This is a genomic window from Williamsia sp. DF01-3, from assembly GCF_023051145.1.
Classification (GTDB): domain Bacteria; phylum Actinomycetota; class Actinomycetes; order Mycobacteriales; family Mycobacteriaceae; genus Williamsia.
The window spans coordinates 146345-167285 of record NZ_JALKFS010000005.1 but is presented as its reverse complement, the minus strand read 5'-3'; the positions used below and the strand labels follow the sequence as shown (position 1 = coordinate 167285).

The 20941-nt window shown below is 64.8% G+C and carries 21 protein-coding genes and 1 CRISPR repeat array (1 of these 22 only partly in view); of the genes, 14 read left to right on the top strand and 7 right to left on the bottom strand.

Features of this window, described 5'->3' with window-relative positions; translation table 11 throughout:
- Positions 1-38: 38 nt before the first annotated feature.
- A complete protein-coding gene (locus tag MVA47_RS02615) occupies positions 39-1124 on the top strand; it encodes a dihydrodipicolinate reductase (protein ID WP_247206552.1) in 1086 nt (361 codons plus the stop codon).
- Between the two features lie 11 nt (positions 1125-1135).
- Here MVA47_RS02615 and MVA47_RS02610 read toward each other — a convergent pair whose 3' ends face one another.
- The 4 genes from MVA47_RS02610 to gdhA form a co-directional block, all read right to left on the bottom strand.
- Positions 1136-1528 carry an STAS domain-containing protein gene (locus MVA47_RS02610; protein WP_247206551.1) on the bottom strand — a complete coding sequence of 131 codons (393 nt, stop codon included), beginning with the start codon at positions 1526-1528 and terminating at the stop codon, positions 1136-1138.
- A gap of 218 nt (positions 1529-1746) precedes the next feature.
- Positions 1747-2247, bottom strand: coding sequence for a hypothetical protein (locus tag MVA47_RS02605; protein WP_247206550.1), 501 nt, complete (start codon positions 2245-2247; stop codon positions 1747-1749).
- Positions 2248-2440: 193 nt separating this feature from the next.
- Positions 2441-3325: an LLM class flavin-dependent oxidoreductase gene (locus MVA47_RS02600; protein ID WP_247210538.1), complete on the bottom strand. Its 885-nt coding sequence runs from the start codon at positions 3323-3325 to the stop codon at positions 2441-2443.
- A gap of 63 nt (positions 3326-3388) precedes the next feature.
- Complete coding sequence (gene gdhA, locus MVA47_RS02595; protein ID WP_374474042.1) at positions 3389-4732, bottom strand: NADP-specific glutamate dehydrogenase; 1344 nt, start codon at positions 4730-4732, stop codon at positions 3389-3391.
- Between the two features lie 175 nt (positions 4733-4907).
- Here gdhA and MVA47_RS02590 point away from each other — a divergent pair, with 175 nt between their 5' ends.
- From MVA47_RS02590 to MVA47_RS02580, 3 genes are all read left to right on the top strand, one after another.
- Positions 4908-5318 (top strand): PLD nuclease N-terminal domain-containing protein, encoded by a 411-nt coding sequence (locus MVA47_RS02590; RefSeq protein WP_247206549.1) that lies wholly within the window; start codon positions 4908-4910, stop codon positions 5316-5318.
- An 83-nt stretch (positions 5319-5401) separates the two neighbouring features.
- Positions 5402-5875, top strand: a complete 474-nt coding sequence (locus MVA47_RS02585) for a TspO/MBR family protein (protein ID WP_247206548.1) — start codon at positions 5402-5404, stop codon at positions 5873-5875.
- 30 nt (positions 5876-5905) lie between these two features.
- Positions 5906-6568, top strand: a complete 663-nt coding sequence (locus MVA47_RS02580) for a hypothetical protein (protein WP_247206547.1) — start codon at positions 5906-5908, stop codon at positions 6566-6568.
- Positions 6569-6591: 23 nt separating this feature from the next.
- On the opposite strand, the gene MVA47_RS02575 is transcribed toward MVA47_RS02580, so the two are convergent.
- A complete protein-coding gene (locus MVA47_RS02575) occupies positions 6592-7806 on the bottom strand; it encodes an acetyl-CoA C-acetyltransferase (protein ID WP_247206546.1) in 1215 nt (404 codons plus the stop codon).
- Positions 7807-7941: 135 nt separating this feature from the next.
- On the opposite strand from MVA47_RS02575, the gene MVA47_RS02570 reads away from it, so the two are divergent.
- Together MVA47_RS02570 and MVA47_RS02565 are read left to right on the top strand one after the other, a co-directional pair.
- On the top strand, positions 7942-9174 hold the full coding sequence (locus MVA47_RS02570) for a CoA transferase (RefSeq protein ID WP_247206545.1): 1233 nt from the start codon (positions 7942-7944) through the stop codon (positions 9172-9174).
- A complete protein-coding gene (locus MVA47_RS02565; protein WP_247206544.1) occupies positions 9171-10361 on the top strand; it encodes an acyl-CoA dehydrogenase family protein in 1191 nt (396 codons plus the stop codon). The genes MVA47_RS02570 and MVA47_RS02565 overlap by 4 nt, the downstream gene beginning before the upstream one ends.
- 25 nt (positions 10362-10386) lie before the next feature.
- Here the strand turns inward: MVA47_RS02565 and MVA47_RS02560 are convergent, their stop codons facing one another.
- A complete protein-coding gene (locus MVA47_RS02560; RefSeq protein ID WP_247206543.1) occupies positions 10387-11871 on the bottom strand; it encodes a phospholipase D-like domain-containing protein in 1485 nt (494 codons plus the stop codon).
- Positions 11872-12109: 238 nt separating this feature from the next.
- The gene (locus tag MVA47_RS02555) at positions 12110-13111 is read right to left on the bottom strand and encodes an aldo/keto reductase (RefSeq protein ID WP_247206542.1); all 1002 of its coding nucleotides are present in this window, start codon (positions 13109-13111) and stop codon (positions 12110-12112) included.
- A gap of 113 nt (positions 13112-13224) precedes the next feature.
- Between MVA47_RS02555 and MVA47_RS02550 the strand changes: the two genes are divergently transcribed.
- The 8 genes from MVA47_RS02550 to MVA47_RS02515 all read left to right on the top strand — a co-directional run bounded on the left by MVA47_RS02550 (position 13225) and on the right by MVA47_RS02515 (position 20760).
- Positions 13225-14064, top strand: a complete 840-nt coding sequence (locus MVA47_RS02550) for a helix-turn-helix transcriptional regulator (RefSeq protein WP_247210535.1) — start codon at positions 13225-13227, stop codon at positions 14062-14064.
- A 10-nt stretch (positions 14065-14074) separates the two neighbouring features.
- The gene (locus tag MVA47_RS02545) at positions 14075-14371 is read left to right on the top strand and encodes a hypothetical protein (protein WP_023954574.1); all 297 of its coding nucleotides are present in this window, start codon (positions 14075-14077) and stop codon (positions 14369-14371) included.
- Between the two features lie 27 nt (positions 14372-14398).
- Positions 14399-15601 carry a sensor histidine kinase gene (locus MVA47_RS02540; protein WP_062796396.1) on the top strand — a complete coding sequence of 401 codons (1203 nt, stop codon included), beginning with the start codon at positions 14399-14401 and terminating at the stop codon, positions 15599-15601.
- Positions 15602-15644: 43 nt separating this feature from the next.
- Positions 15645-16481 carry a LytTR family DNA-binding domain-containing protein gene (locus MVA47_RS02535; RefSeq protein WP_247206541.1) on the top strand — a complete coding sequence of 279 codons (837 nt, stop codon included), beginning with the start codon at positions 15645-15647 and terminating at the stop codon, positions 16479-16481.
- The gene (locus MVA47_RS02530; protein WP_247206540.1) at positions 16478-16855 is read left to right on the top strand and encodes a hypothetical protein; all 378 of its coding nucleotides are present in this window, start codon (positions 16478-16480) and stop codon (positions 16853-16855) included. Before MVA47_RS02535 ends, MVA47_RS02530 begins: the two co-directional genes overlap by 4 nt.
- Positions 16856-16864: 9 nt before the next feature.
- Positions 16865-18628 carry a cation acetate symporter gene (locus MVA47_RS02525; protein ID WP_247206539.1) on the top strand — a complete coding sequence of 588 codons (1764 nt, stop codon included), beginning with the start codon at positions 16865-16867 and terminating at the stop codon, positions 18626-18628.
- Between the two features lie 138 nt (positions 18629-18766).
- Positions 18767-19129, top strand: coding sequence for a DUF485 domain-containing protein (locus MVA47_RS02520; RefSeq protein ID WP_247206538.1), 363 nt, complete (start codon positions 18767-18769; stop codon positions 19127-19129).
- Positions 19126-20760: a cation acetate symporter gene (locus MVA47_RS02515; RefSeq protein ID WP_247206537.1), complete on the top strand. Its 1635-nt coding sequence runs from the start codon at positions 19126-19128 to the stop codon at positions 20758-20760. The genes MVA47_RS02520 and MVA47_RS02515 overlap by 4 nt, the downstream gene beginning before the upstream one ends.
- A 175-nt stretch (positions 20761-20935) precedes the next feature.
- Positions 20936-20941: a CRISPR direct-repeat array (repeat unit 24 nt) (it continues 201 nt past the right edge of the window).

Genomic DNA, 20941 nt, shown 5'->3' with positions numbered 1-20941 from the left:
GATCGGTACAAAAGCCGAGATCAACAGGGAGACAACACATGAGTACTGCTGAGAAGATTCGCGTATTCCAGGTGGCCACAGGAAATGTGGGAACCGAGATGATCAAGCGGATCGCAAGTCATCCCGACCTCGAGCTGATCGGCTTGCACTGCTACACCCCGGAGAAGGTGGGCCGGGACGCGGGCGAGATAGCGGGCCTGGCGCCAAACGGGGTCATCGCCACCGGGTCGGTGGACGACATCATCGCTGTGAAGCCGGATGTGTTGACCTTTCACGGGGTGTTCCCGGACGAAGAGCTATACGAGCGTGTGCTCGAAGCCGGCATCAACATCGTCACCACGGCCGACTGGATCACGGGGCACCACAGAAATCAGAACCATCCGCACCCGTCCGGTAAGAAGACCACCGAAGTGCTCGAAGCCGCCTGTCAGCGTGGAGGTTCCACCTTCTATGGCACCGGTATGAACCCGGGACTGTGCCAGATCCTCGGAGTCGTGCACTCCGCCGATGTGGCAGACATCGAAAACGTGACGGTCATCGAATCCGTGGATGTGTCGTGCCACCACTCGGTGGAGACGTGGAAAGAGGTCGGGTACGGACGTCCCATCGACGACCCGTCGATCCCCGGATCACTGGAGAAGTACACGAGAGTGTTCTCCGACAGCGTCTACATGATGGCCGACTGTTTTGATCTGAAGCTGGACGAGGTCAAGTTCTCCTATGAGCTCGGTGCGTGCACCAAAGACGTGGACCTGGGGTGGTATCAGATGCCGAAGGGTTCGCTGGGCGCCAATTACATCAAGTACCAGGGCATGGTGGACGGTGTGCCGCGAGTGGAGTCACACCTGGAATGGCAGATGACACCGCACACCGCGCCCAGCTGGGATATCAAGGGTTGCTACATCACCCATATCCAGGGCGACCCGAACATCTACAGCAAGCACATGATCTTTCCGAAACCGGGAGTGCGGCTTGACAACCCCGAGGATTTCGCATCCATCGGCATGACCGTCACAGGTTTGCCTGCGCTGAACTCGATCCGTTCGGTGGTCAAAGCGCGGCCAGGAATCCTCACGAGCGCCGACATGCCCTTGCGGGGCATGGCGGGCCGTTTCAAGCTGTGAACCCGCAGCGATCAGGACGCGTCCTGTAGGCCGGGGGCGCGGCGGATGTCGACGACCGGAGCGGGTGCTTCGGTGAGGAGGCGCTCGTCGGCGAACAGCTCGAGCACCTGACGGGCCGGCCGAACCGGTGCGAAGACCCTGAAGCTGTCGGGCCGGCGAGCGTACGCATCGAGCACCACATCGATGGCGGCAGAGGAAAAGAAGTTCACCTGAGACAGGTCGAGTACCACCTCTGAGTAATTGGTCATTGCTGCATTGATCACCGCCAACAACTGCGGAGAGGTGACCATGTCGGCGTTGCCACTCACCCGGACGACTGCGTGAGCGTCGGTGAACGATTCGACACTGATCTCGAACGGCCATTCGTGGTCGGAGAACTCGGTTGCCAGGAAATCTGTGCTCATTGTTCTGCCTTTCTCGTTCGATACGCCGAATCCACGCAAACTCGGGCGTCAGGTTGGTGGCTCTGTCTGAACACTAGAAAGTTGCGCTCACCCAAGCAATGCGCAACGAGCTTCGGCGCGCAATCGTGACGAACGGTAACGGACAGGTAACGGCGGTCGAGGTGCGCCCCGGATGTGCAACCGCGGCGCCGGCGCGCACCTCTGCCGGTCTCAATCGGTCACGGCGCGACGAATCCGCCACCGCCCGGCAGGGAGGGTTGGCCCGCATTCGGGTAAGCGGACGATCCCTTCAACGAAACCGTGAAGGCAACCGGCCCCGATCCGGTGTTCACCGTCTGGTGCGTGGGGGCGGGATCAAGGAAGTAGCGGCAGGGTTTGACCGTGCTGCTCCCGCGAATGCCGGTGGAGAGATTGATGTAGTTGATCTGTACGAGTGCGCCTGCTGCAGTGGTCGAACATGTCACCGGGCTCGCAGGGGCGGAGAATGTGGTGAGTCCGGGGGCTTGTGCACTTGCCTGGACCGATGCCAGGAGAGGGCCGCCGGTGAGAAGGCCACTGATCTGCAACCCGATTGCCGGAATCTGGTAGACGGTGACCGGCGCTGCGGTGAGCGTCGGTCCGATTGGAGCGGCACCTGCGGCCGGCGCGGTCGCCACCGAGATGGCAAGCGCTGTCGTCGCGGCCCCTGCTGCTGCCACACATTGTTTTACAAATCGCATTTCTGACCTCCACGCTGTTCGGGATTTTCAAACGGATCTTGATTTCGTCGAACAATCGCAAAAGCGGAAATGCAATGCGATTGTTTTGTCTTTATCGAAGAATCCCGGCCGCCGTGTTACCGACCGAACAAAGGTGGTCCAAGTGAATGACGTCTGTTCGATCGAGCCGTGTGGGCGAGCTTCCCGGATCGGGCTAACCGCGAAATGTCTCGACCACGTCCGCAACCCGCCTGAGTTGGCTGAGGTCTGAACTGGTCGGGATGAGGTGGATTTCGTCGGTGCCGATGGCAGCGAACTTCGCCAGAACCTCGGCAAGCTGATTCTCGTCGCCCGCCAAGCCTGTGGTGGGAGCGATGGCGTCGACGAAGTCGGCAGGTATCCAGTTCATGTACCGACGTAGGTGATGGTGGATCTGCGCACGGGCGGGTTCGGGGTCGCCGAGTGCGAACCAGAAGGATGTCGCCAGATGCGGTGGTTTTTTGCCTGCCTCCGCCCACGAGGTGGTGGCGACGTCGAACAACTCTGTCTGCTTGTCGACGTCCAGGTCAAGCGTGGTCCCGGCCAAGCCCTCGGCCCAATGCGCCGCAGAGCGAACCGTTTTCGGGCCGATGGTTCCCACCATCAGCCGAGGTCCACCGTCCTGCTCGGGTGAGGGGCCAACGGGGAGTACCGAATCGGTGATCCGTTCGCCGGCCCACACCCGTTTCATGATCGCGACGCGGTCGGCCATGCCGCGGATGGTCTGACTCTTCGGGTCGGCGCCGACTGCTCGATAGTCCTCGTGCCGTCCGCCTACCCCGAGTCCGACCGTCAACCGCCCGCCGGAGAGCATGTCGCCCGTTGCGAGCGCCTTCGCCAGCATGACCGGGTCGTGGAGCTGGGGCACGATCACCGTGGTGACCAGTTGCACCCGGTCGGTCCACGCCGCAACCGCACCGAGCATCGTGAGACTGTCGGGGTTGTCGAAAGCCATGCGCTCGCCCCAACAGATGGACGAAAAAGGCCCATCGTCAACGGCTTTCGCCCATTGCTTGAGAACAGTTGCATCGAGATCCGGTTCCATCACCGGCAACGTCATTCCGACCTGCACGAACCTGATCCTCCATGATCACCCCGGGCGGGGTGCCGGTTTCGCCGATCTTCAGATCAGTCCCTGCGCGAGCATGGCGTCGGCAACGTGGGTGAAGGCGCTGATGTTTGCTCCCGCGGTGTAGTTGCCGGGAAAGCCGTAGGCCTCTGCGGTGTGCAGGCACCGATCGTGGATCGAACGCATGATCTCGGCGAGCCGTTCCTCGGTGTGGTCGAACGACCACGAATCCCGGGACGCATTCTGCTGCATCTCGAGAGCGCTCGTCGCCACCCCGCCGGCATTGGCTGCCTTGCCGGGCGCGAAGCGCACACCGGCGTCAGAGAACAGCTTGATGGCCTCAGGTGTGGTGGGCATGTTCGCGCCCTCGGCCACGATGCGGCAGTCGTTGGCGATGAGCGCTTTCGCGTCATCGGCGTCGAGTTCGTTCTGCGTGGCGCAGGGCAGCGCGATGTCGACCGGAACGTGCCAGATACTCCCGGCCGTGCCGAGCTCGGCACCCCGGCCTCGTGCCTGCACGTAATCTGCGATCCGCCCGCGCTGATCGATCTTGACGTCTTTGAGAAGCTCCAGGTCGATGCCGTTGTTGTCCACCACGTATCCGCTCGAGTCAGAGCAGGCCACCGCGATCCCGCCGAGTTGCTGGATCTTCTCGATGGCATAGATGGCAACGTTGCCCGAGCCGGACACTGCGACACGTTTGCCGTCGAAGGAGTCGCCCATGGCGGCGAGCATCTCGCTCACGAAGTACACCGTGCCGTATCCGGTGGCTTCGGTACGGACCTGCGAACCTCCCCACGACAAGCCTTTCCCGGTCAGCACGCCGGACTCGTAGCGGTTGGTGATGCGTTTGTACTGTCCGAACAGATATCCGATCTCCCGTCCACCGACACCGATATCACCGGCGGGGACATCGGTGTGCTCGCCGATATGCCGGTAGAGCTCGGTCATGAACGACTGACAGAACCTCATCACCTCGTTGTCGGAGCGGCCCTTCGGATCGAAATCCGCCCCGCCTTTGCCGCCACCGATCGGCAAGCCGGTGAGGGCGTTCTTGAATATCTGCTCGAAGCCGAGGAACTTGACGATGCCGAGATACACGCTGGGGTGAAAGCGCAGACCGCCCTTGTAGGGGCCGAGTGCAGAGTTGAACTCCACCCGGAAGCCGCGGTTGACCTGTACGCCACCGTCGTCGTCGGTCCACGGCACTCGGAAGATGATCTGCCGTTCCGGTTCGCAGAGGCGACGGATGATCGCAGCGTCCGTGTAGTGAGGGTGTTTGGCCACGACCGGACCGAGACTGTCGAAGACCTCGCGCACGGCCTGGTGGAACTCACCTTCGGCGGGGTTGCGGGCGACGATGTCCTCATACAGGTCATGCAGCTTCTCATCGATCACGTGGAACAGTGCTCCCTCTGCGTTTCTTGTCGAGGCGTCGGACGGGCTGTGTTACCCGACCAGCCTATCGATCGACAGAAATTGCTTATCGCCGGAGATGTCCATCGCTCAGTGTCTATCCGCGCTCCGACCATCGTGAGAGAGTTGCGCCGACCATGTGACCGAGGGGGCGAGTGTGCCGTTGTACTACCCGTACTGGTGGGGGATGTATTGGTGGGGGCCGTACATGCCCTACGTGACACTCATCGTGCTGATCTTGATGATCGCCTCGCTTGTCGACATCGTCGGCGGTGAAGGTGAGCCGAAAGGCATGCCGCGGTGGGGCTGGCTGCTGTTGGTGATCATCCTTCCGTTTGTCGGACCCGTGGTGTGGTTTCTCAGCGGTCGCCCCCGCGCCCGCAATCGTCGCCGGCCCGCCGACCGCGGTGCCGGGTCATTGTTTCCTGAATATGACCGCAAGGGCCGGTTCGTCCCGCAAGACCCCGTCGCGGACGCGGAGTTCTTGCAGCGCTGCCGCGAACGAGCTGAACAGCAGCGGCGGGACGCCGATCTGGAATGGCGGCGCCGTCGGCGCGAGGAGCGCTGACAGCCCGTTCCGGTCACGCGAAACCCTTCGGACCTGCGAACCGGGGACGTACCGTTGGCAGAGTCGTCGAAGAGGGGCCCGATATGCGCTCACTGGTCAAGACATCCGCCGCCGCAGGTCTGGCAGCCGGCATCGGCGCGCTGGCGTCGCAAGATGTGAACACCCGCTGGTACCGCAAGCTGTCGAAGCCACCGTTCCAGCCACCGTCCGTCGCGTTCCCGATCGTATGGACCGCGCTCTACAGCGATGTCGCCATCAGCTCGGCGGTGGTGGTCGACCGGCTACATGAGCAGGGTCGGCACATCGACGCGGCTGCCTTCGAACGAGCGCTGTACCTGAATCTTGTCCTCAACGGATCCTGGACCTGGGTCTTCTTCAAAGCGCACCGTCTCGACGCTGCGACCGCGACCGCAGCTGCCCTCACGCTGAGCTGTGTTGACCTCGTTCGGCGCGCGCAGCCAGGGTCGCCGATTGCTTCAGCGGCGCTGGTTCCATACGCCGCGTGGTGCGCTTTCGCCACGGTTCTGTCGGCCGCGATCTGGCGGCGTAATCGCTGACCTGCGTTTGGGCGTCGGTATCATGTGCCGGTGCCCGAGGGTGACGACGATCTGACGGCCCGGCCCATGGAGTACCCCGGCCGAGCTGTCGCCGGCACCGGCGTGCTCGTAGGCGACGAGTACCGACAGCTTGCCACGGTCGAGGACACCGAGCGCGAACTGCGCAGGGCGGCGAAACCTGAACTGTCGCAACGCCGGCCGGTGGTCGCGGTGGGTTCAAATGCCTGTGCGGCAGTGATGAGGCGAAAGCTTGCGGAGGTCGATGGGTGTGTTCCCTTTCTCCGTGGCGCCGTCAGCGACATCTCGGTCGGCCACAGTGCTCACCGCAGCGTCGCCGGATTCATCCCCGCGGCCCCGTTCGGTCGCCCCGGCCCACCGATCTCGGTGGTGATGACGATGTTGACGCCGGAGCAGCTGAGCGCCGTCGACCGCACCGAGCCCAACTACCGCCGCGTCGAGATCGAGTGCGACATCGCCGGGCTCAGAGTCGGTACCGCCGAGGTGTACGTCTCGCTGTGGGGTGTGATCGCACCACCGGGCGAGGAACCGTTCGGGGTGACACCACAACAGCACTTGCACAACGAATTGCGAGCCCGCTGCCCACGATTCGGCGTCACCGAGCCTCCTTGCGCAACCGTCGCCTTGTCGAGGGTGCTGGCGGAGGAGGGCTGGGTGGCCGGCAGCAACTTGTGACTCGGGCGTCGTGCGGAACGACCTCAGCGAACAATCTCGAACACCGCGGCCAAACCCTGACCGCCGCCGATGCACATGGTCTCCAGCCCGTATCGCGCGCCTCTGCGGCGCATCTCCCGGGCGAGGGAGGCAAGCATCCGCCCGCCCGTCGCGCCGACCGGGTGACCGAGCGAGATCCCGGAGCCGTGAACGTTGGTGCGGTCGAGGTCACCGGCACCAAACCCCCACTCCCGCATCACGGCGAGGGCCTGGGCCGCGAAAGCCTCGTTGAGTTCGATCAGATCGATGTCGGACATCGTCAATCCCGCCTTGGCCAGCGCCTTCTCGGTCGCCGGGACGGGACCGATGCCCATCACTTCCGGCGCCACGCCGGCAATTCCCCACGACACCAGCCGGACCAGCGGATCGAGGCCGAGCGCGGCCGCCTTCTCGGGAGTGGTCACCACGCAGAGCGAAGCCGCATCGTTCTGTCCGCTGGCGTTGCCTGCGGTGACGGTGGCATCGGGGTCGTCAGCAGCCATGATCGGACGCAATGCACCGAGCTTCTCCATGGTGACGTCGGCACGTGGATGTTCGTCGGTGTCGATCACCTTCTCGCCGCCGCCGCGAACCGAGACACCGACCGGGATGATCTCTTCGGCCAGGACGCCGTCCTGCTGTGCCGCCACGGCGCGTGCATGAGAAGTCACCGCGAGCTGGTCCTGTTCGATGCGGCTGATGCCGTACCTGCGGCGCAGATTCTCGGCAGTTTCAATCATGCCGCCGGGCACCGGGTGGTGCCTGCCACCAGCCGTGGACCGGGCGCGGACGAGACTGTCGTGCATCCGGACGCCCGTTCGCGCGGCGCCCCAGCGCATGTCGACCGAGTAGAACGATGCGTTGCTCATCGATTCGGTGCCACCGGCGACCACGAGTTCGTTGTCGCCGTTGCCCACCTGGAAAGCAGCCTGGATGACGGCCTGCAGACCTGATCCGCACCGGCGGTCGACGTGCATTCCCGGCACGGTCACCGGTAGGCCGGCGTCGAGGGCCACCACGCGGCCGATTGCAGGGGCTTCACTGTTGCCGTTGCAGTGGCCCAGGATCACGTCTTCGATCAGGTCGGGTGCGATGCCGGTGCGATGGATCAGGCCGGTCATGGCGGCAACACCGAGATCGACGGCGGTCAGCGACTTGAACATTCCGCCATACCGACCGATCGGGGTCCGAATCGGTTCACAGATCACCACATCGCGCACACCGGCTCCTCTCAGCGGATCCATCATGCACGCTGAAGGCCGAAAACATGGTGGGTCGGTGCATATGGACGTTCGGGCCGATGCCGGGCAGGGTGTTCCCATGACCATTTGCCTGCATCCCGTGGACCGCCTGCGGTGACCGACGTGCCGACCTCGCCACTGAAGGGGCTGCGGATCGTGGAGGTGTCCAGCTTCGTCGCCGCCCCTCTCGCGGGAATGACACTGGAAGCACTTGGCGCCGAGGTCATCCGAGTCGACCCGATCGGCGGCGCTGCCGACTACCATCGTTGGCCGGTCACCGACGAAGGCGAGTCCATCTACTGGGCGAATCTGAACAAGGGCAAACGATCGGTCGCGGTCGACTTCCGCGACCCCGAGGCGGTCGCACTGATCCGTGATCTCATCACCGAAGCCGGTGTGCTCGTGACGAATGCGGCCGGACGAGATTGGCTCGACTACGATTCCCTCGCCGCGATCCGTCCTGATCTCATCCACGTTCAGGTCCTCGGCCGCGCCGACGGTTCGGGTGCCCTCGACTACACGGTCAACGCGGCCACGGGTTTTCCGCTTGTCACCGGCCCATCGACCACGGCGGGCCCGGTGAACCACGTGTTGCCGGCATGGGATGTGGCATGCGGTCTGTACGCGGCGCTGTCGGTGACCGCGGCGGTGATCCGTCGATCCGAGACCGGTGCCGGTGCACGGGTGGTGCTGCCGCTGGAGGATGTCGCGTTGGCCACCACTGGGCATCTCGGATACCTGGCCGAGGCGCAGCTCGGCGGCGACGATCGACCAAGGGTGGGTAACGGGATCTATGGCACGTACGGTTGCGACTTCTCGACAGCCGATGGTGAGCGGCTCATGGTGGTTGCCATCACGCCGCGGCACTTCCGCGACCTCGCCGAGGTCACCGGAACTGCCGATGCGGTCAGAGCGGTGGAAACTGCACTGCGCGTGGACTTCACGAAAGATGGCGACCGCTACCGTCATCGCCGGGTACTCGACGGTTTGTTCGGGGTGTGGTTCGCCGAACGGCACGCCGACGAAGCGGAAGCAGCCCTGGCGGAGACGTCGGTGGTGTACGAGCGCTACCGCACCTTCGCGCAGGTTGCCTGCGACCCAAAGGTAATGGACAACCCCATGTTCGGCCTGGTCGAGCAGCCGCGCATCGGCAGCTATCTGGCACCCACCACGCCGATGACGTTCGAGGGCGCACATCCACCCGCCCGTCCCGCACCGGCCAACGGCGACGATACGGCACACGTGCTGTCGGAGTACCTGAACCTCACCGACGCGCAGATCGACGACCTCCACAACCGCGGCGTGGTGCGCGCAACCACTCGACCGACCACGAAGGACACCGAATGACCCGACTCGCGCAAACCCCAGGCCTCACCGACGTGCAGAAGGAAATCCTTTCCACGGTGCGCGGTTTCGTGGAGAAGGAGGTGATCCCGAACGCCCAGGAACTCGAACACTCCGACACCTACCCTCAGGCTCTGGTCGACACGATGAGCGACATGGGACTGTTCGGGTTGATGATCCCCGAGGAGTACGGGGGACTCGGTGAGTCGCTGCTGACCTACGCCCTGTGTGTCGAAGAGCTGGCGCGCGGGTGGATGAGTGTGTCGGGTGTGCTCAACACCCACTTCATCGTGGCGTACATGATCCGGCAGCACGGCACTGCCGAACAGAAGTCGCACTTTCTGCCGCGGATGGCGACAGGGCAAGTGCGCGGCGCCTTTTCGATGTCAGAGCCCGAACTGGGGTCGGACGTGGCTGCAATCCGAACCCGCGCCACACGCGACGGCGACGACTATCTGGTCAACGGACAGAAGATGTGGCTCACCAACGGTGGAAGTTCTACCCTCGTCGCGGTTCTGGTGCGCACCGACGAAGGGTCGGCGAAGGCGCACGAGAACCTCACCACGTTCCTGGTCGAAAAGCCCGTAGGATTCGGCGAGGTGGCGCCGGGACTCACGATCCCCGGGAAGATCGAGAAGATGGGCTATCGGGGCATCGACACCACCGAGCTCTTCTTCGACGACTACCGGATCTCGTCGGACATGGTCCTCGGCGGCAGCCCCGGCCAGGGTTTCCGGCACATGATGGACGGCATAGAGGTCGGTCGCGTCAACGTGTCTGCCCGCGCATGCGGTGTCGCGTTACGCGCGTTTGAACTCGCCGCGCGCTACGCCCAGGAACGCAGTACTTTCGGCAAACCCATCGCGCAGCATCAAGCCATCGCGTTCTCGCTGGCGGAGATGGCCACCAAGGTCGAGGCAGCGCACCTGATGATGACCAACGCTGCGCGGCTCAAGGACTCGGGAGAACGCAACGACGTCGCGGCCGGTATGGCCAAGTACCTGACGAGTGAGTACTGCTCCGAGGTGACCCAGGCCAGTTTCCGTATCCACGGCGGGTACGGCTACTCGAAGGAATACGAGATCGAGCGTCTGATGCGAGAGGCGCCGTTCCTGCTCATCGGTGAAGGCACCAGCGAGATCCAGAAGACCATCATCAGCAAGGGTGTGATGCGCACGTACGCCCTGTGAATTACCTGTCGGACGCGTAAGCCGTTCAGCCGTGAGCAGATTGGCGTCGAGCCGAGCGTCTGCGGGCGAGTTCCCGGTACGTTCGCTGGAACAGGGACGAGGGTGCCTGCTCTGGATCCATCAGCTCGTTCTCGGCGAGGGGGTGCTCCTCGCCGTCGATGGCCTCCCGGTCGAACTCCACCAGCGTCTTGCCTTCTCCGCGAAGCGCATCGACGGTGGCCACCAGCGATTTGTGTTTCCCGAGCGCGTCCATGAAGCCCTCGGTCCCGACGTCCAGGTGCTCGCCGAGGAGGCGATCGCGAACGTGTCGAATGCTTGCCCGGTGTTCATCGGCGGTGGCATCGTCATCGCGGATCTCGACGGCGAGGTCGCATTCACTGTCGAAACCGAGCGAGCGGTTGTTGAGGTTGGACGAGCCGACCCGCAGGATGCTGTCGTCCATGATCAGGATCTTGGCGTGGACGTAGATCGGCTCACCGCCGGTGGTCACGGGATGGAACGCACGGAAACGGTTGTGCACGTCCGCATTCCACAGGAGCTTGAGCAGTCGGTGGCGGGCGCCGTCCATGGTCTGCTGTCCGAGCCAGCCTTCGGCGTTGCGCGGCAGCACCACCATGATCTCGGGTCCGTCGGACTCGCCGAGACGCTCGGCCATCGCTTCGGCGATGGTCCGTGATGCCAGATACTGGCTCTCGATATAGAGATAACGCCGCGCGCTCGCGATGGCCGCCAGGTAGAGCGCCTCGATCTCCCGCACCTCGTCGCGGCCCGGGATCTCCGGCAGTGTGCGTGCAACGGCCACGTCCACCGACTCCAGCGTGGGGACCAGCCCCTTGGGCCACTGGTCACCCTCGGAATCACCGGCTATCTGCTCGAGCGTTGTCCCGGTCGCGGCCTTCCACCGGTCGCGGGCCATCTCGCCGATCGCTCGTGCGGCATCCCCATCGACGGCAGTGGTCGCGTCATGCCATGGGCCGTAGGACTTTCCGCTGGGTTTGGTCCGGAAGTCGTTGCTGTCCTTGTGGTCTGAGGTGTCCCACCGGTCGACCGTCATGTCGATGCCGCCGCAGAACGCCAGCTGGTCGTCGATCACCAATATCTTCTGGTGATGTGCGGCCCCCACGGGGTGCGCACCGTCGAGTTCGAAGTGCAGGCTTTCGTCGGTCAGCCAGTTCTCGATGAAGATCGGGGCCATTCCCCGGGTCATCGCGGTCAGGGCGCCGAGATTCCACTTCAGCAGGTGGATGTCGAGGCCGGGCCGGTGCTTCGGCAACCACTTGAGAAAGTCGCCCAGACGATTGGGGCCTTCGAGGGTTTGGCCGCCCGGCTCGAGCTTGATGCGGGTGTCGAAATCCCAGCCGATCAGAATGATCCGATGGCGCGCCTCGAGCATCGCTGACTTGGCGTGAAAGAAATAGTCGGCGGCATCGATGATGCAAGCGAGGCGATCGGCTCGAGCGATCTGCCAGCAGGTGTCGCCGGGAACCAGCACGCGGCTGTCTTCGGTCACTGAGTCCTCGACTTCTTCGATGAATAGCGATGCTAAAAGTACATGGTCCCGTTGGACTCATCCATTCGGCGGCGCTGACCAGCGGCGCGAGGGTTGTGAGGGTGGTCAGTCTCCGCGATGGCGTCGGCGCCGGTCAACGACCCTTCTGCGCTACCCATGCAGGCTTTGTGTTCGAATGCCGGCGTTGCAGTGCCTGCGGGCAAACACAAAACCTGCATGGATCGGTGAGGTCGCGAGATCAGCGCTCGCTGTCGAGCATGGCCATCTGTGCCTCGGCATACCGATCGCCGGCGACCGCATCGGGCGGAACCGCCGATTCGATGGTGGCCAGTTCGTCGGCAGTGAGATGGATGTCGAGAGCCGCAACGGTCTCGTGTAGCCGAACCACTTTTCGGGCCCCGATGACCGGCACGATGTCGTCGCCCTGGGCAAGCACCCATGCGATGGCGAGCTGCGCCACCGTCACCCCACGTTCCTTTGCGATGGTGCCCAGGGTGTCGACCAGCGTCAGGTTTCTCGCGAGGTTGTCACCTTGGAACCGCGGGCTGTGCGCACGGAAGTCGTCGGCGGCGAAGGTGCTCGCCGACGAGACGCTGTCACTGAGCAGGCCCCGCGACAACACTCCGTATGCCGTGATCCCGATCCCGAGCTCGCGCGCGGTCGGCAGGATGTCGGCTTCGATACCCCGGGAGACGAGCGCGTATTCGATCTGCAGATCGGCGATCGGATGCACGGCTGCCGCGCGACGGATCGTCTCGCTGCCCAGCTCCGACAACCCGATGTGCCGCACGTACCCGGCCTGCACCATCTCGGCGATGGCGCCGACCGTGTCCTCGATCGGCACCGCGGGATCAAGCCGGGCCGGGCGGTAGATGTCGATGTGGTCGACCCCGAGGCGCGTCAATGTGTAGGCGAGGAAGTTCTTCACCGCCTCCGGTCGTCCGTCGAAGCCACCCCACCCGTTGTCGGGGGAGCGAAGTGCGCCGAACTTCACGCTGAGCTGCACGTCGTCGCGGCTACGGTCTCGCAGTGCCCGGCCGATCAGCATCTCGTTGTGCCCCATGCCGTAGAAGTCGCCCGTGTCGATGAGGTTGACGCCGGCGTCGATGGCGGCATGGATGGTGGCGATCGACTCGGCGTCATCGCTGGGGCCGTAGACGCCGGACATGCCCATCGCACCGAGGCCGATGCGCGAGACCGTGGGACCAGTTTTTCCAAGGGTTACCTGTTGAATGTTCATGCATTCACCTTCGGCCGGTTGCCGACCCGGCGGCAGAGACCGGTCATCGGGGGACGGCCGATCCCTGGTTCAGGTGGCGCGCGAACGGCACAGTGGTGGATGTGAGTCAACGAATGGATCGCGCCGAGCTGGCCGACTTCCTGCGCCGACGACGCGCCGCCCTGGTGCCGCGCGATGTCGGGTTGCCCGAGGGCGTGCGCCGCCGCACGCCAGGCCTGCGTCGCGACGAGGTCGCCGTGCTGGCCGGGATGTCCACCGACTACTACACCCGGCTCGAGCAATCTCGTGGTCCACATCCTTCAACCCAGATCGTCGCCTCGATGGCTCGGGCGCTGCGGCTCACCGATGACGAACGCGACCATCTCTATCTGTTGTGCGGGCATGCTCCGCCCCCGCGTATCGGCGGCGACTCCCACGTGGGTCCGGGCCTGCTGCACCTCCTCGACAAACTCGACGACATCCCGGCGTGCGTGATCTCCGACCTCGGCGAGACGCTGGCCCAGAACCGGATGAACCTGCTGCTGGTCGGCGATCAGTCGACGGTCACGGGTCTGGACCGCTTCCACACCTGGCGCTGGTTCACCGACCCCGCGACGAGGGAGCGGTTCAATTCCGAGGACTGGGCTCGGATGAGCCACAAACACGTCAGCGATCTGCGAGCGATCGCGGCCAAACGTGGCGACGACGCCACCGTCACCGAGCTGGTCGGCGCCCTTCACACAGCCAGTGACGAGTTCGCGGCTTTGTGGTCCGAGCACCACGTGGCCACGCGGACCAGTGCTCTCAAACGGTTCATCCACCCGGAGGTCGGCGAGATCGCGCTGTTGTGCGAGACGCTCGTGACGCAGAAGGAGGACCAGCATTTGCTGGTCTACTTCCCACAGCCCGGCACCGAGGCCAGGGAGCGACTGGACCTTCTCGGTGTCATCGGAACCCAGTCGCTCAGCAGTTAGAGTCGCTGGTGTGACTTCCACCTACACCGCACCTGTTGTCGCTGCCGGACTCATCGGTGGCTTTGCCGCCGCCAGGTACTCAGGACGCCGCGAACTCGGCGGGGTCGTCCTGGCCGCGGCCGGCGCCTGGAGCACCGCCCAGTGGTGGCAGACCAAGGGACCTGCCGTGGCGGCCCCGCTTCTCGGTGGCTATCTGTTCGCATTCGGGGCCTCCCATCCTCTCGCCAAGAAGATCGGCGCGTGGCCGTCGGTGCTGACCGTCACGGCGGCAACCTCCGCTGCCGCATACGCCCTCGGCGACCGCTAGTCGGGTCGCGAGCGTGATGACCCGCTGATGTCCGGCATCGCGCTCACCCTCGCGGTCATCGCCGTCCTGCTCGTCGTGGTGGCAGTACTGGCCCTGCGCGTGCGCACCCGGCCGACGCTGACCACTCCCGCCGAACGCGTCGTTCACGCGACACTTCACACGGCTTCACTCGCGGCTGTCCCGTTACGCCGCGGCCTGGGCGCCGATTCGGCGGCCGAAGCTGCGCCGCATCTACGGGAGCTGACGTCTGCGGATGCCCTCGGTCTCGCCGACGCAGACGGAACGCTCCTGGCCTGGACGGGACCACATGAAGCGCTGACCGACACCTTTGCCCAGGCTGCGGTGCGCGCCGCCGACGAAGGTCGCCGCATCCTCATCAAAGCTCCCGACCTCGACGAGCCCGGGGTGCGCGCGCTCATCGTGCAGCCGCTGCTGCTGGAGGATTCCGCGTCGGTGGGGGTGATGGGGGTGGTGACGCGCATCCAGCCGGGGCCGGGCATGTTGTCGGCGATCACGGAGGTCGCCCGATATGCGGGGAGCCAGATCGAACTGGCCGAACTCGACGCCTCGCGGGCCCGGCTCGACCGCGCCGAGGTGCGGGCTCTGCGCGCACAGATCAGTCCACACTTCATCTACAACGCACTGAACACGGTCGCGTCCTTCGTGCGCACCGATCCCGATCAGGCGCGCGAGCTGATCCTCGAGTTCGCGGACTTCACCCGGTACTCCTTCCGGTCGGCAGGTGAATACACCGTGCTCGCCGACGAACTCCGGAACATCGATCGCTACCTCACCCTGGAGCGGGCTCGTTTCGGCAGCGCACTGCAGGTCCGCCTCCAGGTGGCCCCCGAGGTGCTCAACGTGGTGCTGCCCTTCCTTGCCCTGCAACCGCTGGTGGAAAACGCTGTACGGCACGGTATCTCGAGCAAACCCGACGGTGGCACGGTGATCATCGTCGCCGCCGACGAAGGCACCGACTGCGTGATCAGTGTCGAGGACAATGGGGTGGGAATGGACCCGGATCTGCTGCGATCGGGTGACCTCGACGCCATCGTGTCCGGTGCCACCGCGACCGCGACCGAGTCCGCACACGTGGGTTTGGCCAACGTCGATGACCGGCTACGGGCAGCATTCGGCAACGATTACGGTCTGGTGGTCGAGACCGCGCCGGGAGCGGGAACCAAGGTGAGCATGAGGGTGCCGAAATTCCGGCCGGGCATCTCCGCGTGAGAAGAGCCGCGCGGACCGGTGTGCGTGGCACGATGGATGCGTTGTGACGCAGACACCGAACAGTTCAGGACGACCGGGCCGGCATGCGCTGACCGTGCTCGCCGTGGACGACGAATGGCCCGCGCTCGACGAGCTCAGCTACCTCTTGCGTGCCCAGGAGGCCGTCGGGGAAGTGCTGACAGCGGGCGATGCCACCACTGCCCTGAGATTGATCAAGGATCGACCGGGAGCGATCGACGCGGTGTTTCTCGACATCAACATGCCCGGACTCGACGGACTAGAGCTAGCGGGTGTGCTGGCCGCGTTCGCGCACCCGCCGGCCGTGGTGTTCGTGACCGCTCACGAGGACCGCGCCGTCCGGGCGTTCGATCTCGGGGCCGTCGACTATCTGCTCAAACCACTGCGCGCGCAGCGGCTGGCGGAGGCCGTCCGCCGGGTGCTCGAGCACAGGGAGCAGCGTGGGCCATCGACCCCCGCAGCTTCCCGGCCGGACTCTGCGGCGAACGGCGACACCGATGAGGTGATCCCGGTCGAGATGGGCGGGACCACCACGCTGGTGCCCCGATCGACGGTGAACTGGGTGGAGGCCGACGGCGACTACGCCCGGTTGCACACCGCCACCGGTTCGCACCTGGTCCGCATCCCCATCTCCACTCTCGAGGATCGTTGGCGCGACGCCGGATTCCTGCGTGTCCACCGGTCCTATCTCGTGGCCTTGCCTCTGGTCACCGGCATCCGCACGGTGGGGTCCGGGACCGTGGTGTGCCTGCGTTCGGTCCGGGACGGGCGGCCGGTCGAACTCCCCGTCAGTCGTCGGCACACCCGCGAGCTGAAGGACCGTCTGGTCCGGATTCCCCGGCAGACCCGGAACGCGCCGTGACGTCGCCCGCCGAGGGGCAGCCGCGGCCCCGTGAGCGGGTGGTACTCGCCAAGCGGCGCGGAGCCCGCCGGGTCCGGTCCCGGGTGGAGGTGCAAGAGCAGACCGAGGTCGGTGACGCCCTCATCCGCGGGTTGATGCGGGCGCAGCTGGGACTGGCTTTGCGGCTCGCCGGGTTCACTGTGGCGATGTTGTGTGCGATCCCGTTGCTGTGGGCGGTTTTTCCCGATCTGTCCGAGGTGACCGTGTGGGGGATCCGGCTGCCCTGGCTGGTTCTGGGAGTGGGTGTCTACCCGGTGCTGCTCGGGGTCTCGTGGATGTACAACCGGCTCGCCGACCGCAACGAACAAGAGTTCGCCGACCTGGTCGACGATTGACCGTCCGCCATGGAGACCATCACCGGACAATCGGTACCGACTGCGACCTTGCTGGCGCTGATCGCCGCGGCGGTGGCGACCGTGGCGATCGGGACGTACGGAGTACGGCTGGCCCGCACCACTTCTGACTTCCTGGTTGCCTCCCGCAGTGTCGGGCCGAACTGGAACGCCGCCGCGATCTCCGGTGAATACCTCTCGGCTGCATCCTTTCTGGGTGTGGCGGGCCTGATCGCGAAGTACGGAACCGACGCACTGTGGTATCCGATCGGATTCACCGCAGGCTACGTCGGACTGCTGTTGTTCGTCGCGGCACCACTGCGGCGATCAGGGGCCTACACCGTCCCCGACTTCGCCGAATTCCGGCTCGGATCAACACTGTTGCGCAAGCTCGCAACCGGCGTGGTGGTGTTGATCTGCATCCTCTACATGGTCCCTCAGCTCCAGGGTGCCGGGCTGACCCTGAACATCTTGCTCGGTACGTCGCCGTGGGTGGGGGCAGTGCTGGTCGGGGTCATCGTGATCGCCAACGTGATCGGCGGCGGGATGCGGTCGATCACCTTCGTCCAGGCATTTCAGTACTGGCTCAAACTCACGGCCATCGCGATACCTGCGATCGTGCTGGCGATCCACTTCTACGGAGAAGACCAGGAATTGGGGTCGGCCGCCCCTCCCACCGTCGCCGAACAGACCACCGTCGACGTCACCACCGACGTGGTGGTGCAGGTCAACAGCGACCTCTGGGTCACCGCGCACGGCACGGTCGACGGTGGGGAGGTGAGCGGCCCGATCAGGCTGACCGCCGGCGACCATGACGTCAGTGCCGGTACGTCATTGGTGCTGGCGCCGGGTGCGGCCGTACCGGTGGTGTCGGGTGCGCCGGCCACGCACGATCAATGGGCCACTCCCGGATGGGGATTCGGGGGCGACCACCCGATGTATCAGGTGTATTCACTGATCATCGGCATCTTCCTCGGCACCATGGGATTGCCGCATGTCCTGGTCCGCTTCTACACAAACCCCGATGGGCGGGCCGCCCGCGCGACCTCACTGGCGGTGGTGGGCCTACTGGCGGTGTTCTATCTGTTCCCCACCCTGCTCGGCGCATTCGCTCGGCTGTGGGTGCCGCAACTGCTGATCACCGGTGCATCCGACGCCGCGGTGCTGCTCCTTCCTGGATCGGTGGTGTCCGGGCTGGGCGGACAACTCCTGGCCGCGCTGGTGGCCGCGGGAGCGATCGCGGCGTTCTTGTCCACCTCGTCGGGGCTGCTGGTGAGTGTGGCCGGCGTGCTGAGTACCGATGTCTTGCGTGGTCGGGTACGGGACTTCCGGATCGCCTCGCTGCTCGCCGGATTGGTGCCGTTGCTCCTCGCGGTGGCCGTGACGTCGATCGATCTGTCGCGCACGGTGGGCCTGGTGTTCGCAGTGGCCGCGTCGACCCTGTGTCCACTGCTGGTTCTCGGCATCTGGTGGCGTGGCCTGACGGCGGCAGGCGCCGCAGCGGGGCTGATCGTCGGCGGGGTGGTCGCCGGGGGTGCGGCGCTGGCCACGTCGATCACGGGCATGGCCGATGTCCTGCAGGAAGGCTGGATCGCCACGATCATCGGCTATCCCGCAGCGGTGAGTGTGCCCCTCGCGTTCGCTTCGATGGTGCTGTTCAGCAAGCTCACCCCGCACCAGATCCCAGCCGATGTCGGCCGACTGCTCACCAGGCTCCATGCGCCCGAACGCCTTGGTGTCGGGAAGGACCGAGAGGCGAATCTGCGGCCGGAGTAGGTGCCGTTCGTCGCGCTCAACCGACCGTTCATCGCACAGTTCGACAGCTCGCCGTGTGACTGCGGCCACATCCTTCTGCTGTGACCGGCATCTCACTAATGTCCGATACGAGCTTTTCCCTTCACCCCAGGAGTCGTCATGACCACATCCGACCTGAGCCCGGAGGCGTCGCCACAGCGACCCGCGCCGGACGCGCAGGCATTCATCGACATGCAGGCCAGCCCTGAGTTCCAGGACCTGCGTCGCCGCCTACGCGTCTTCGTCTTCCCGCTGACGGCCTTTTTCCTCGCCTGGTACATGCTCTATGTCCTGCTCGCGACATACGCGAGCGACTTCATGGCCACCAAGGTCTGGGGGAACATCAACCTGGGCATCATCCTCGGTCTGGGTCAGTTCGTGTCGACGTTTGTGATCACTGCCATCTACGTCCGGTTCGCCAACCGTGACCTCGATCCCCGCGCTGCCGCGATCCGCGACGAGCTGGAAGGGCCGCTCAAATGACCTCGCTCGCTGCAGGCGCCGCCTCTGTCGGCAACCCCGCGCTGAACATCGCCATCTTCGTGGCGTTTGTTGTCATCACCATGACGATCGTGATCCGCGCAAGCAAGACCACCAAGAAGGCTTCTGACTTCTACACCGGTGGCGGCCAGTTCTCCGGACCGCAGAACGGCTTCGCGATCGCCGGTGACTATCTGTCGGCCGCGTCGTTCCTCGGGATCGCCGGTGCCATCGCGGTTTACGGCTATGACGGCTTCCTCTACTCGGTGGGCTTCCTCGTCGCGTGGCTGGTCGCTCTGCTTCTCGTTGCCGAATTGCTCCGCAACACAGGCCGTTTCACGATGGCCGACGTGTTGAGTTTCCGGCTTCAGGAGCGCCCCGTGCGGATGGCTGCCGCACTGTCGACGCTGACTGTCTCGTTGTTCTACCTGCTCGCCCAAATGGCCGGTGCCGGTGGACTCGTGGCGCTGCTGCTCAACATCGACGGCAAGTTCGGCCAGGGCGTCGTCGTCGCAGTCGTCGGTGTGCTGATGATCGCCTACGTCCTCATCGGCGGCATGAAAGGCACCACCTACGTCCAGATGGTCAAGGCGGTGCTGTTGATCGCCGGCGCCGGCGTGATGTTCTTCCTGGTGCTGTTCGCCGTGAAGGGCAACTTCTCGCAGTTGATCGCCGATGCCCAAGCCACCGTGAGTGGTTCGGCAAGCGAAGCCGTCGCCGGTCGTGACATCGCCGCGCCGGGCGCCAAGTACGGCATCAGTGACATGTCCAAGCTCGACTTCATCTCGTTGGGCATCGCCCTGGTCCTCGGTACCGCAGGCTTGCCCCACGTGTTGATGCGTTTCTACACAGTGCCGACCGCCAAGGAAGCTCGTCGCTCGGTCACCTGGGCAATCGCCCTGATCGGCGCGTTCTACCTGTTCACCCTGGTGCTGGGTTACGGAGCCGCCAAGTCGGTGGGACCGGACAAGATCCTCGCGGCGCCGGGCAAGGAGAACTCGGCGGCACCGTTGCTGGCGTTCGAACTCGGCGGAACCATCTTCCTGGCGGTGATCTCGGCGGTCGCCTTCGCGACGATCCTCGCCGTGGTGGCCGGCCTGGCGATCACTGCGTCGGCATCGTTTGCCCACGACATCTACGCCAGTGTCATCAAGCGCGGCAACGCCACCGAGGAACAACAGGTCCGTGTCTCACGAATCACCGTGGTCGTGATCGGCGTGGTCTCCATCGTCCTGGGTATCGCGGCCATGGGGCAGAACATCGCCTTCCTGGTGGCTCTCGCTTTCGCGGTCGCCGCGTCGGCCAACCTGCCGACGTTGCTGTTCTCGCTGTTCTGGAAGCGGTTCAACACCACCGGCGCACTGTTCAGCATCTACGGCGGTCTTCTCACCTGCATCGCGCTCATCGTGATCTCACCTGCGGTGTCGGGCAAGCCGACCTCGATGTTCCCCGACGCCAACTTCGACCTCTTCCCGATGTCGAACCCGGGCATCGTGTCGATCCCGGCCGGCTTCCTGCTCGCGGTGATCGGCACCTACATCGGCGGCCGTCGCAAGGAGAACGCTGCCAAGCAGGCCGAGATGGAAGTTCGATCGCTGACCGGAGTGGGCGTCGAGAAGGCAGTGTCGCACTGATCCTTCTGCTCGCTCCGCTCGCTTTGTCGGACGTGGCCATCAGGCGGTAGTTCTTCCCTTCTCCTCACATCGCTGCGCTCGCTCGTCGGCAGTCCAGAACAACCGCGGCCACATCCTCCGAAAGACTCGGCCCCACCAATACAGAAATGGTGGGGCCGAGTTGGTTTGTCCGCAGGCTCCG